The sequence below is a fragment of the Microbacterium sp. zg-B96 genome (assembly GCF_030246865.1).
GTDB lineage: Bacteria > Actinomycetota > Actinomycetes > Actinomycetales > Microbacteriaceae > Microbacterium.
Genome location: NZ_CP126738.1, coordinates 2463361 through 2475943, shown reverse-complemented (window position 1 = coordinate 2475943; position 12583 = coordinate 2463361). Strand labels below are relative to the sequence as shown.

The window sequence follows — 12583 nt, the reverse complement described above, 5'->3', positions numbered from 1 at the left end:
GCGCCCTGTGGTATCGGCGAGACCACCCTCGAACTGTTCAGATCCGGAGCCGCGATGACCACGTGGGAATACCTCACCACGCCCCTGTTGATCCACAATACCGCCGCAATCCTCAACAACTGGGGCAAGCAGGGCTGGGAACTGGTGCAGGTGGTGACCGGCCCGGAAGGCGGGCTTGTGGCCTACCTCAAGCGCCCCACCGGCGGTGGCTCGACCAACGCCGGGTTGGATGCCGCCGCGCAGGCGGCCCGCCAGTTCGAGCAGGAGTGACCGTGAGCGTCACGCAGCGCCTGGCCGAACTCGGCATCGACCTGCCCACCGTCGTGCCGCCGGTGGCCGCGTATGTACCGGCGAAGGTACACGGCGATCTCGTCTACACCGCCGGCCAGTTGCCGATGGTCTCCGGCGCCCTGCCGGCGACCGGAAAGGTGGGCGACGGCCATGGCCTCGTGCCCGCCGCCGATGCCGCCATCTTCGCGCGGCAGTGCGCGCTGAACGCCCTCGCGGCCGCGGCTGACGCCGTCGGCGGCGTCGACCGCATCGCCGGTGTGCTCAAGGTCACCGGCTTCGTGGCATCCGTTGCGGAATTCACCGGCCAGCCCGGGGTCATAAACGGTGCCAGCGAAGTGCTCGGCGAGATCTTCGGCGACGCCGGGCGGCACGCCCGCTCGGCCGTTGGTGTGCCTGTGCTGCCGCTGGACAGCCCGGTCGAGGTCGAGGTGGTCTTCATCGTCGGCTGAGCCGGCGGCGCACGCACTCCCCGAGTGGATGCCGGTGGGGCGGATGCCGCTCAGCGCACCTGCGCACTGATGACGCTCATGACGGCGGTGTCGGCCAGCGTCGTGGTGTCGCCCACCTCGCGGCCTTCGGCCACGTCCCGCAGCAGGCGCCGCATGATCTTGCCGGAGCGTGTCTTGGGCAGCTCGCCCACGATGTACACGTCGCGGGGGCGGGCGATCGGGCCGATCTGCTCGCTCACCCAGGTACGCAGCCCGCCGGCCAAGCCGGCGGGGGAGTGCGCCGACAGGTAGCTCTGCTTGATGATGACGAACGCCACCACGGCCTGTCCGGTCGTCTCGTCCGAGGCGCCGACCACCGCCGCCTCGGCAACCGCCTCGTTCCCGACGAGGGCGGATTCGATCTCGGTCGTCGACAGCCGGTGCCCCGACACGTTCATGACGTCGTCAACGCGGCCCATCAGCCACACGTCGCCGTCGTCGTCCAGGCGTGCGCCGTCGCCGGCGAAGTAGTAGCCCTGCGTGCGGAACTTCTCCCAGTAGGTCTCGACGAACCGGTCCGGGTCGCCCCAGATGCCGCGCAGCATGCTGGGCCAGGGCTCGGTCACCACGAGCAGCCCGCCGTTGCCGTTGCCGACGTGCGTGCCGTCCTCGTCGACGACGTCGATCGCGATGCCGGGAAGAGCCACCTGCGCCGAACCCGGCTTGGTCTCGGTCACTCCCGGCAGCGCCGAGATCATGATCGCGCCGGTCTCGGTCTGCCACCACGTGTCCACGATCGGGGTGGTCTTGCCGCCGATGATCTTGCGGTACCACATCCACGCCTCGGGGTTGATGGGTTCCCCCACCGAGCCGAGCAGCCGCAGCGATGACAGATCGAAGCGCTGCGGCACCTCGCGCCCGATCTTCATGAACGACCGGATCGCGGTGGGGGCGGTGTAGAGGATCGACACCTTGTACTTCTCGACGATCTCCCACCAGCGGCCCGGATGCGGCATGTCGGGGGTGCCTTCGTAAAGCACCTGCGTCGCGCCGTTGGACAGCGGCCCGTACACGACGTAGCTGTGCCCGGTCACCCAGCCGATGTCGGCCGTGCACCAGAACACGTCGGTTTCGGGGTGCAGGTCGTGCACCACTTTGTTCGTGAAGGTCGTCTGCGTGAGGTACCCGCCAGAGGTGTGCAGGATGCCTTTGGGCTTACCCGTCGTCCCCGACGTGTACAGGATGAACAGCGGGTTCTCGGCGGGGAACGGCTGCGCCGTGTGGTCGGCCGAGGCCGCGGGCACGACGTCGTGCCACCACAGGTCGCGGCCCTCGGTCCACTCCACCTCGTTGCCGCCGCGACGGACCACCAGCACGTGCTCGACGGTCTCTTGGGTGCCGCTGCCGTTGCGTCCGGCCAGGGCGAGATCCACCGCGGTCTTCAGCGGCGACACCTTTCCCTTGCGGTACCCGCCGTCGGCGGTGATCACGAGCTTCGCGCCAGCGTCGTCGATGCGGGTGCGCAGGCTGTCGGCGGAGAACCCCCCGAACACCACCGAGTGGACGGCGCCGACGCGGGCGACGGCGAGCATGGCCGCCACCGCCTCGGGGATCATCGGCAGGTAGATCGCGACGCGGTCACCGGCGACCACGCCGAGGTCGGTGAACACGTTGGCGAGGCGTTTGACCTCGTCGGTGAGCTCGGCGTACGTGACGCGGCGCTCGTCGCCCGGCTCGCCCTCCCACAACAGCGCCACCCGGTCGCCGTTGCCCGCTTCGACGTGACGGTCGAGGCAGTTGTATGCCACGTTCAGCTCGCCGTCGGCGAACCAGGTCGCAAACGGCGGGTTCGACCAGTCGAGCACCTGCGTGAATGGGGTGTCCCAGTGCAGCAGCTCGCGGGCCTGGGTCGCCCAGAATCCCTCCCGGTCGCCCGCGGCCTGCTCGTACAGCTCGGCGGTCGCCACGGCGTTGGCCGCGAAATCCTCGGCCGGAGCGAACCGGCGGGTCTCGTTCAGCAGGTGGTCGATCTGGCTGCTCATGTCGGCGCGCTCCTTTGCGGGTCGGCGATGACGGGTCTTCGGTCATCGCGGGTCACTCTATGCAGCGACGCGGCGCGGTCACTACCGCCGATAGTGGGTGGCGCGCGCCGCGACGAGACGAATCTGCTTTGAAACGGCGCGCATATTTGGTGCGGCGCGTAGAGGTTTGTATGCTCGGGCCCAGCCGAATTCAAATTCTGGCATATGCAACGCCCGTCCTCCCCCCGGACGGTGTTCGTTGCCCTGGCGGCATCCCATTCCCCCCATGGGATGCCGCCACTCTTCTGCCCGGCGAGTCCACCGGTCGGTTCCGTCGCGGCAGGGGAGTCGACCCTGTTCGTCCCCGTGCCGCGCGCGCGCCTTGATTCCTCCTGCTCGTTTTACCGAGGTGGCGGTCCGGCCGGAGCGCCGGGCGGCGGGGGCGGAACCGGGAAGGGATCGAGCTGCGAGCTGAACGTCGTCCGCATCCGGGCCACGTCATCGAGGATGCTGGTGAGCACGACGCCCGGGCGCAGCAACTGGCCGCGCGCCAGACCAATGCCTCTCGGGGTGCCCATGAAGATGAGGTCGCCGGGCAGCAGCTCGACCGTCTCGGACAGCCGGGCGATCACCTCCGGAACGCCGTACACAAGCTCCCCGGTCGAGGCCGCCTGCACGGTCAGTACCCCGTCCACCCCCGGTCCTTCCAGGGTGGCGCTATAGGGGATGTCGTCTGGGTCGTCGAATTCGTCCGGCGTAACGAGGTACGGGCCGAACGGACCCGCGCCTGCGAAGGACTTGGCCATGCTGAACTGCTGAGGCACGGAAGCGTGCAGCATCCGGTCCCGGTCGCTGAGGTCCTGACCGACGCAGACCCCCGCCACGTGGTCCCACGCCTCGTCGGCCGGGATGCCCCGACCGCCACGGCCGACGGCCACCACGACCGCGGTCTCGTAGTCCACCATCGGCCCGCCGAGCGACACGTCCTCGAACGGGCCGGTCAGTGACGAGCGGAACTTCGTCAGCACGATGAGCTCTTCCGGGATGCTCATGCCGGGCAGCGCTGCGCCGTCGGGGTGGTTCGTCATGAGCGTGAACACCTGCGCGGGCCGCGGCACCGGCGCGAGCAGGTCGGTCTCGTCGAACGGCTCGCCGGCGGGCAGAGTGGCGGACCCCGCCCAGGAAGCGAAGTCCGGCCACGCCGCAAGCACGTCCATGGGATCCGGTCCGAAGCGACCGTCGCTCGCGACGGCGACGTCGACGGCACGGTCGCCGTCGATGACCACGGCGCGGCCACCAAGGTTGCCTACGCGCATGTCAGTCCTCCGACCGCGCGACGCCGAAGCGCACGCCAGGGGCGGCTGAGGCGGGCCGAGTGGCGCTGCCCCAGATGCCGGACTTGCCCGGGCTCAGGATGCCGTTCGGGTCGAGGGCGTTCTTGATGCGCTCGTAGAGCTCCGCCCTGGTTCCGCCGGCGAAGTCCTGCTCGGCGAGCACCTGGTCCATGAACAGCGTGCCGGCGCGATACTCGGTCCAGCCGCGCTGCGCGCACTCGTGAATGAGATCGGACACCAGCGCAACCGACACCGCGTTGTCGATATCCGCACCGCGGTTCGGAAGCATCGGCATCCCCTTGAGCGGCACCGGCGGGATCACGACGAGCGAGCGCGCGGAGTGCATGTGGAACCCGGGCGGCATACCTCCCACGCGACCGTGTCGCTCGAACACCTCGTTGATGAGGTTCCATACCTCGACGTATGCCTCTCCAATGTTCGGAATGACCGGGGCGATGAACAGGCCGTAGTGCGCGTTCTCCCAGTCTGGTTCCTCGAGGTCGGTCGGAAGCCCCGCGGCCATCCGCGCGTTCGCATTCCACATCGTGTAGTCGTAGGGCGCCTCGTACACCGCGGTGTCGTATGTGAGTCCATCGATGCCCTGGAGCGCCGCGAGCGTCGCCTCCCACTTTGCGTCGATGACGGAGCGGGGGCCGTGCCAGCCGAGGCGAGAGCGCAGGCGCTGAGGTGGTGGGCCGGCCGGAGCAGCGTCGTGTGGCGGGGGCACATCACCCGGCGCGCTGGCGGGGAAGTCCGGTCCGCTACTGACCCCATTCTCGAGGATGCGGCGCCGACGCAGGTCGCCGAGGATGTCCATGAACTCCGCCATCCGGCTGAAGTCCTCGAGGTACAGCTCGGAGTGGCGGAATGCCGCCGGCTCGGGGCTCAGCCAGAATCCGGCCTTCGTCACGATCCCGAAGTTCGACTGCGAGAACAGTCCATCAACGATCGGGCCGTAGCCGTACTTGTTCTCGTGCCACACGGTCGAGCCGTCCATCGACCCGGACCCGGTGCGCACCAGCGTGCCGTCGGCGAGGACGACCTCGAGCCCGCACAACGACTCGAAGCGCTCGGACATGATGTCGTAGCCGATCCCGCGCTCCAGCGCGTTGCCGATGATGCTCGAGTACGGGGACGACGTCGTGCCCGGCCACAGCTTCAGGCCGCGCCGCTCGATCTCTGCGAGCAGCTCACCGGTGGCCACCCCGGGCTCCACGACAGCGTAGGCGCGCTTCTCGTCGATCTCCAGGATGCGGTTCATGCGCTGCAAGTCGAGCGCGACATCCCCGCGACGAACCGGCGCCGGCCCGCCGTAGCCGAAGTTGCGGCCCCGCGAACTCGTCCACAGCGCCACGCCGGTCTCGTTGGCCAGCCGCACGATTGCCTGCACCTCCTCCGTAGAGGCGGGGCGCACGGCCCCGCCCGGGCGGGGCTCGTGCTCGGTCTCGTAGTAGGCGCCGAACCGGTCGCGCAGGGTGTCCAGCCGTTCGTCGTCCGACGCGTACACGTGCGCTTCGCCGACGATTCCGCGCGCACGGTCGAGGAAGAGGTGAAGCTGAGGTGATGTCATCGTGTTCTCCAAGATGTCTGAGATTGCATGCTCGCCCCTATCGACGCCGGGGACGCTGACCAGTTACGAAATCGAGCGCGCTGACGACGCCCACCGCTTGGGCAGGGTCATCCCACGAACCGGTCTCCCGCATGCTCAGCCGGTCACCCCGCCCTCGGTCAGCCCCGCCAGGACCCGGCGCTGCAAGAAGATGTAGGCGATGAGAAGCGGCACGCTCGTGAGCACGACGTTCGCGAAAACGAGGTTCCACCGGACGCCGTAAGTCCCCGAGTTGGCGAACTGGTACAGCGCGAGCGGCAAAGTCGCCGATTCGCTCCCCTGCAGCAGGAACAGCGCGAAGAAGAAGTCGTTCCATACCGAGATCACCAGTAGCACCGCCGCGGTGAACAGCACAGGTGCGAGCAACGGCAGGACGACGTGCCAGTAGATCTGCCAGCGGTTCGCGCCGTCGATCTGCGCGGCCTCCTCATAGCTGGTCGGGAGGGCCTGAACGAACCCCGTCGCGATGAAGACCACCACCCCCAGCCTGGTTCCGATGATCGTGAGCGCGTAGCCCAGCATCGATCCGTTCAAACCCACCTGCGTAAGTACGAACACCGAAGGAATGATGGCCGGCGGCAGGATGATCGACAGCGCGGAAACGAAGTACAAGGTCTTGAGCGACATGGACGAAGTCCGGGCGTAGGCCCAGGCCGCCATGGACCCCAGCAGGATGATTAGCGCGATGGAGGGCACTGCGACCAACAGGCTGTTGCGCAACGCCGTGAAATAGTTCCCGTCACTGATGACGGTCGCGTAGTTCTCCCAGGCCGCCCACTCGCTCGGCAGTCCGAGAGTCGGGACGGCCGCCTCACCCTCGGACTTGACCGAATTCACCAGCAGCATCCACAGCGGCAGGACCACCCACGGCAGCGCGAACACAGAGAGCAAGGTGTACTTCACGATGCTCCCCGGGCGAGGCCGCGCGATGCCGCGGCCCGCGCCGACGGTCAGTGCCTGTGTCGCGCTCACATCCGTTCCTCACGCTTGCGCATCCAGGCGATCAGGGGGATCGCGGTGCAGATCACGAGCAGTGCCACCACGAAGTTCAGGGCGCTCGCGGTGCCGAAAAGACCCTGGCCGTACTGGTCGTAGGCGGCCTTGTTCAGCACCGTGGTCGCGGTACCCGGACCCCCACCGGTGGTCGCGACGATACCGTCGAAGGCGCTGAACGCTCCCACGAAGGTGATCACGATGTTGAAGGTGAAGGCGGGAGCGAGCAGCGGGAACTCGATAGCCCAGAATCGCCGCCACGCCCCGGCCCCGTCGAGCGTCGCCGCTTCGACCAGCTGCCCGGGGATGCGGTTGAGCCCGGCGATGTACACCAGGGTCGCCATGCCGCTCCACTTCCACGCGTCGATGCACGCGACCGCGATCAGTGCGGTGACCGCGTTGCCGAGCCAGGCGAAGGTGAAGTCGCCGGGAACGAACAGCGAGATGACGTCGTTGACGAACCCCTCGGGCTGCAGCAGCGCCTTCCAGATATAGCCCGCTGCGAGCGGCGAGATGAGCACGGGGATGAAGAAGATGGAGCGGAAAACGGTGTTCGCTCGCCCGGTGTGCTGCAGCGCCTTTGCCAGTGACAGCCCGACGGCGTTCTGTGTGACCATCCCGATCACCGCGTACACAAGGGTGATCAGCGTAGCCTGCCAGAGCACGCCGCGATCGATCAGGTTCTGGAAGTTCTGCAGCCCATTGAACGTGATGACCGAGCTGTACCCGGTCCACTGCGTGAACGCGAAGAACGCGTTCGCGATGAAGGGGACGAAGAAGAAGAACAGCACGAGCACGGCGGCCGGCAACGCGAACCACCACTGGTACCACTGGCGCGGCTTGACGCCAGCAGCGCCGTTACCGACCCGTGGGGGGTCGTTCCGTCGGAATGACCCCCGACGGCGCTCGACAGAGCGGGTGACGACCTCGCGAGTGTCGAGCTCGGTCACAGACCCGCGGCCACCTTCGCCTGTTCGAAGGCGAGCTGCAGCTGGTCCGCGGTCTCCTGCGGGCTCTGCTGGCCGGCCAGCAGCTTGTTTGTCTCAGCGACGATGGCCCCGAAGCCGGGGATGGCGGCGTTGACCGTCAGCGTGGCGCCCGCCATGCTCGCGGCGACGTCCTGCATGATGCCCGGCAGCTCTGGCGCGGTGGCGGTGGTGAGCACCGGCACGATCATCGCCTCGTCGACATAGGCCTGGTAGCCGTCACCTGTCACGAAGTTGATGAAGTCGATCGCGGCGGCCTGCTTAGCCGCATCCTTGTTCTTGGGCACGTAGTAGGTGCCCGAGGGGCTCGGCGAGATGTTGCCGACGGCGCCGGTCGCTGACACCGAGATGAACCCGACGGTCTCGCTGACCAGCGCTGCGTCGCCGTCGTTCATGCCGATGAGCATGCCCGCCATGTCGGATGGGAGGGCGATGAAGGCCGCCTGACCGCCGAATACCGACGCAAGACCGCTCTCAAAGGTCGCGGTGGTCGCGTCGCTGTTGAAGCACCCATTGTCACGCATGTCGACATAGGCCTCGAGTCCGGCTACGAACGGACCCTTGGGGTCGTTGATCTTCGCATCTCCCGCGACGACCCGGTCGGCGTACTCGAGGTCGCCGTTGTGCTCGGCCATGTAGTTGAACACGCTGAGGATCATCGGCGGGAAGCCGGAGCCAGCGGCCTCGAAGATCGGAGTGACACCGGTGCCGCCCAGGGCGGAGCAGACGTCAGCGAGATCGGCGTAGCTCTCCGGAGTGCTCAGCCCGGCATCTGCGAGGACGGCCTTGTTGTAGAAGAGTCCGAACGAGGTCACCGGCCCCAACGACGCGCCGTAGGTGACAGCGTCGATCGAACCGGACAGGCCCGCCATGTCGCCGAGTGCGTCGACGAAGTCGAGGTCGCTCAGGTCTACGAGGTTTTGCGAAGGGTTGAGCGAGCGAAGGTCCTCGCGGGCGCCGTAGAACTCGAGGATGTCGGGACGGTCACCGGTCGCCCACTTGGTCTGTACGGTGGCGGGGAAGCTGTCGGAGGGGATGTCGACCAGCTCGATGGTGTTGCCGGAGTGCTCCTCGTACGCCTTGTAGAGGTTCAGCAGCGCGTCGCTGTCGGCGGTGGTGTGCCACATCGTCAGCGTCACGCCGGTGGGCACCTCGCTGGCACCGGCGGTCCCGCCAGAGGAGCACGCCGCCAGGGACAGGGTTACAGCGGCCGCGGCGACAATGCCGGCGGCGCAGCGAAGTTTCTTTTTCATCATGTGATCGCACCTTTGCGCAGGATTCGGGTAAGCGTCCCGGCCGCGACCGACCGGATTGCTCCGTCTACTTTGACGAGCGGAGAAAGTGAACAACTTCGTTCAGTGGGAAACTATCGTAAGAATCAACAAGATATCAAAATGGCGGAAAACGCCGGAACCGTCACCCTCCTCGCCCCCCGGTTGGGACAGCGGGAGAAGTGTACGAGACGGTTCTGTTGAACGTCGCAAACGGCCGCGGGGCCGACGTGCGGTCTCACTGCGGTCGACGAAGATCGTCCGCAGCCCCCGTGTCAGCTCCGTGACCACGGCCGCGATCACCCTCAATAATGCGAAGCTGTCGGCGGGTGTTGTCGAATTGTTTTCACGGCCCGCGGGCGAGGTCCGCCGCCACGCGGCGCGCTCGTTTGGTCGGCGCGTGCGGTGTTTGTAAGCTCGATCCGAGCCGATTTCTTTCGGCATTCGCAGCGCCCGTCCTCCCCCCGGACGGTGTTCGTTGTCAGGGCGGCATCCCATCCCCCCCCATGGGATGCCGCCCATCCTTGTTCCCGCCTCCTCCCAGGGCGGCTGCAGTCGGCGTTCGTCCACCGATCGCCCGGTGGGCACTCCGCCGCGTCCTGGACACGGCCTACCGTCGGTGCATGACCAGCACGTTCGTCGTCGTCCCGCGCCGCGCAGCGGCGGTGACCCCCACGGCTGAGGTGTCAGCCCTCGTCGGCGTCGAGCCGCGACCGACGGCCCTCGCGGATCCGTTGCTGCGCCCGCCCGCCGCTGTGGCCGCACCCCACCAAGTGCTCGCTCGCAAGCTGCCCACCGATGCCGCGCTGGCACCGCTCGCGCCCTACCTGGCCGACCCGGCGGTCACCGACGTGTTCGTCAACGGTGCCGAGGGGCTCTTCGTCGACCGCGGTCACGGCGCCCAGCCGGTGCTCGCGTGGCGGGCGGACGAGGCGGACGTCCGAGCGCTCGCCGTCGACCTCATCGCGCTCGGCGGGCGTCATCTCGATGACGCGACGCCCTGCGTCGACGTGCAACTGGCCGGCGGCATCAGGGTGCACGCCGTGCTGCCGCCGGTGTCGCGGGGCGGCACCATGATCTCGGTGCGAGCGCCCGCCGCCGAGGTCCCCGACCTCGACGCGCTGCAGACCCGCGGCATGTTCGGCACCCGCACCCGGGAGCTGCTCGAGGCGGTCGTCGACGAGCGCGTCAACGTGCTGATCACCGGTGCCACCGGGGTGGGAAAGACGACCCTGCTTGCGGCCCTGCTCGGCCGGGTGCCGTCCACCGAGCGGATCGTCACGATCGAGGACGTCGCCGAGCTGCGTCTGCGGCATCCGCATCACGTGCGCTTGGAGGCACGTCAACCGAACCTCGAGGGTGCCGGTTGCGTCTCCCTGGCGCGGCTGGTGCGCGAGGCGCTGCGGATGCGTCCCGATCGTCTCGTGGTGGGGGAGTGCCGCGGCGAAGAGGTGCGGGAGTTGCTCACCGCGCTCAACACCGGCCACCACGGCGGGGCCGGCACGCTGCACGCCGGCGGCATCGACGACGTGCCCGCCCGGCTGGAGGCTCTGGGCGCGCTTGCCGGGATGGATGAGCGCGCGGTCGCACGGCAGGTCGTCAGTGCGATCGGCTGCATCGTGCACGTGGCGCGCGGGGCGGACGGGGCGCGCAAGGTCGCGGGGATGGCGTGGCCCGTGCTGTCCGGCGGGGCGTTGTCGCTCGAGGCGGTGCCACGGTGATCGGCCGGCGCCCGCGAGCTCCGGATGCGAATGCCGCGGCGATCCGCCGGCGCCGACGCCCGCAAGCCCCCGATGCGGATGCCGCGGCGACCACCGTGCTGCAGCTTGCGGTGCTGCTGCAGGCCGGGATCACACCGGACCGTGCCTGGCAGCACCTCGCCTCGTCCGGAAACGCCACGGCGGCGGGCGTGTGCGCGCGGGTCGCGGAGGGTGCGGCGCTGCCGGCAGCCATCGCGGGGGCCGATGGCCCCTGGCGCCACGTCGCCGACGCCTGGTCGGTGGCGACGACCGTCGGGGCCCCGCTGGCCGTGAGCCTGCGGGCGGTCGCCGAAGCGCTGCGCGATGCCCAGGCGGCCGCCGACGATGTGCGGGTCGCGCTCGCCGAGCCGATCGCGACGGCACGACTCATCGCCTGGCTGCCGCTGGTCGCGGTCGCCCTCGGCGCAGCGCTCGGCTTCAACGCCGTGGGCGTCGTCTTCACCCAGCCGCTGGGCACGGTAGCGGTCGTGGCGGGCGCCCTGCTCATGTTCGCCGCGCGCGGGTGGACCGCCCGGCTGATCGCACGCGCGCAGCCGCCCCCGGGAGTTCCCGGCTTGGATGCCGAACTGCTCGCCGTCGCCCTCGCCGGCGGCGTCTCGATTCCCCGCGCCCGAGATCTCGTCACTGCGACCGGCATGCAAGAGCACCCGCGCACCGTCGCCGTGCTCGACCTCTCCCGCACGGCCGGCGCGCCCGCGGTCGAGCTGCTGCGCGCCGACGCCGCCCACGCCCGCCACCGTTCGCGCGTCGAGGGGCGGCTGCGCGCGGCGCGCCTGTCGTCACGCCTGCTGCTGCCGCTCGGCGTCTGCACGCTCCCCGCCTTCCTCCTGCTCGGGGTGGCGCCCATGCTCCTCGGCGTGCTCGCGACGACGCCGCTCACTCTCTGACCCGTGCCCGAACCACCTCACGACAAGGAGAATCATGACGAGAACGACACCCGACCCCCTGCCCGGCCTCACCCGCCGCCGCGCGGCCCGGCTACTGAAAGAGGACTCCGGCGCCGCCACCGCCGAGTATGCGATCGCGACGATGGCCGCCGTTGCGTTCGCCGGGCTGCTGGTGATCATCATGCGTTCGGACGAAGTGCGCGGCATCCTCACCGATCTCATCCGCCGAGCCCTCACCGTCGCCTGATGAGCAGCCGCCGGTGGGACGATCGCGGCTCGGCCGCCGCCGAGTTCGCGGTCGCCCTGCCGGCGGTGATCATCGTGTTCCTGCTGTTCGCCGGGGCGCTGACCGCCTCGGGGCGCCAGGTCAGACTCGAGCAGGGCGCGGCGCAGGGCGCGCGCCTGGCGGCGCGGGGCGAAGCCGACGGGCGCGTGCAGGATGCCGTGTCGCGCGCGGTCACCGGTGCCGCCGCCACCATCGGATCCGACGGCGACCTCGTGTGCGTCACCGCGACCGCGCCGACGGGCCTGCCGTTGCCGCTCGGCGACCTGCGCGCGACGGCGTGCGCCGTGGGGGAGGGGCGCTGATGCCCGGTACAGTCGCCACTGTCGGCGTGCTCGCGGCGGGCGTGCTGTTCGGCGCGTCGCTGTTGAGCGTCGGAACCGCGGCGGCGTGGAGCCAGCGGCTGGCGGGAGCGGCCGATGCCGCCGCGCTCGCCGCCGCTGACGCGGCATCCGGCGCCGTCGCCGGCGTGCCCTGTGAACGTGCCGCGCAGGTCGGCGCCACCGTGGGGGCAGAGGTGATCGCGTGCGAACTCGACGGCCTCGTGGCCACCGTCACCCTCGGTGCGACGTACGGCGTGCTGCCCGTCTCGGCGGCGGCGCGCGCAGGCCCGCCTCCCGCTGCGCCGTGACGCGCAGTGACGGACGTCACGGATTTTTCATAGCAGCTTCCAAATTGAGCCGCGAACGTCGCAGTGGTTATCCTGTCGCCGCGACTCTA

13 protein-coding genes are annotated in these 12583 nt (G+C 69.2%); 7 read left to right on the top strand and 6 right to left on the bottom strand.

The window, feature by feature from the left end; all coding sequences use genetic code 11:
* Nucleotides 1-54: 54 nt before the first annotated feature.
* Nucleotides 55-270, top strand: coding sequence for a Sp36 family protein (sp36, locus tag QNO11_RS11580; RefSeq protein WP_257508131.1), 216 nt, complete (start codon nt 55-57; stop codon nt 268-270).
* A gap of 2 nt (nt 271-272) precedes the next feature.
* Nucleotides 273-740 carry a RidA family protein gene (locus QNO11_RS11575; protein WP_257508132.1) on the top strand — a complete coding sequence of 156 codons (468 nt, stop codon included), beginning with the start codon at nt 273-275 and terminating at the stop codon, nt 738-740.
* A 50-nt stretch (nt 741-790) separates the two neighbouring features.
* On the opposite strand, the gene acs is transcribed toward QNO11_RS11575, so the two are convergent.
* The 6 genes from acs to QNO11_RS11545 all read right to left on the bottom strand — a co-directional run bounded on the left by acs (nt 791) and on the right by QNO11_RS11545 (nt 8918).
* The gene (gene acs / locus QNO11_RS11570; RefSeq protein WP_257508133.1) at nt 791-2761 is read right to left on the bottom strand and encodes an acetate--CoA ligase; all 1971 of its coding nucleotides are present in this window, start codon (nt 2759-2761) and stop codon (nt 791-793) included.
* A gap of 380 nt (nt 2762-3141) precedes the next feature.
* The gene (locus QNO11_RS11565) at nt 3142-4056 is read right to left on the bottom strand and encodes a fumarylacetoacetate hydrolase family protein (RefSeq protein ID WP_257508134.1); all 915 of its coding nucleotides are present in this window, start codon (nt 4054-4056) and stop codon (nt 3142-3144) included.
* 1 nt (nt 4057) lies between these two features.
* Nucleotides 4058-5644, bottom strand: a complete 1587-nt coding sequence (locus QNO11_RS11560; RefSeq protein ID WP_257508135.1) for an FAD-binding oxidoreductase — start codon at nt 5642-5644, stop codon at nt 4058-4060.
* A gap of 135 nt (nt 5645-5779) precedes the next feature.
* A complete protein-coding gene (locus QNO11_RS11555) occupies nt 5780-6655 on the bottom strand; it encodes a carbohydrate ABC transporter permease (protein WP_257508136.1) in 876 nt (291 codons plus the stop codon).
* Complete coding sequence (locus tag QNO11_RS11550) at nt 6652-7626, bottom strand: carbohydrate ABC transporter permease (protein ID WP_257508137.1); 975 nt, start codon at nt 7624-7626, stop codon at nt 6652-6654. The genes QNO11_RS11555 and QNO11_RS11550 overlap by 4 nt, the downstream gene beginning before the upstream one ends.
* A complete protein-coding gene (locus QNO11_RS11545) occupies nt 7623-8918 on the bottom strand; it encodes an ABC transporter substrate-binding protein (RefSeq protein WP_257508138.1) in 1296 nt (431 codons plus the stop codon). Before QNO11_RS11545 ends, QNO11_RS11550 begins: the two co-directional genes overlap by 4 nt.
* Before the next feature lie 638 nt (nt 8919-9556).
* On the opposite strand from QNO11_RS11545, the gene QNO11_RS11540 reads away from it, so the two are divergent.
* Genes QNO11_RS11540 through QNO11_RS11520 form a run of 5 tightly spaced genes read left to right on the top strand, consistent with a single transcriptional unit; the run spans nt 9557 to nt 12494 of the window.
* Nucleotides 9557-10654, top strand: coding sequence for a TadA family conjugal transfer-associated ATPase (locus tag QNO11_RS11540; protein WP_257508139.1), 1098 nt, complete (start codon nt 9557-9559; stop codon nt 10652-10654).
* Nucleotides 10651-11580, top strand: a complete 930-nt coding sequence (locus QNO11_RS11535; protein ID WP_308211120.1) for a type II secretion system F family protein — start codon at nt 10651-10653, stop codon at nt 11578-11580. Before QNO11_RS11540 ends, QNO11_RS11535 begins: the two co-directional genes overlap by 4 nt.
* A 34-nt stretch (nt 11581-11614) precedes the next feature.
* Nucleotides 11615-11827, top strand: a complete 213-nt coding sequence (locus QNO11_RS11530) for a DUF4244 domain-containing protein (protein WP_257508140.1) — start codon at nt 11615-11617, stop codon at nt 11825-11827.
* Entirely contained in the window at nt 11827-12168 is a 342-nt protein-coding gene (locus QNO11_RS11525; RefSeq protein WP_257508141.1) for a TadE family type IV pilus minor pilin, read from the top strand. Before QNO11_RS11530 ends, QNO11_RS11525 begins: the two co-directional genes overlap by 1 nt.
* The gene (locus tag QNO11_RS11520; protein ID WP_257508142.1) at nt 12168-12494 is read left to right on the top strand and encodes an Rv3654c family TadE-like protein; all 327 of its coding nucleotides are present in this window, start codon (nt 12168-12170) and stop codon (nt 12492-12494) included. The genes QNO11_RS11525 and QNO11_RS11520 overlap by 1 nt, the downstream gene beginning before the upstream one ends.
* The last annotated feature ends 89 nt before the right edge of the window (nt 12495-12583 follow it).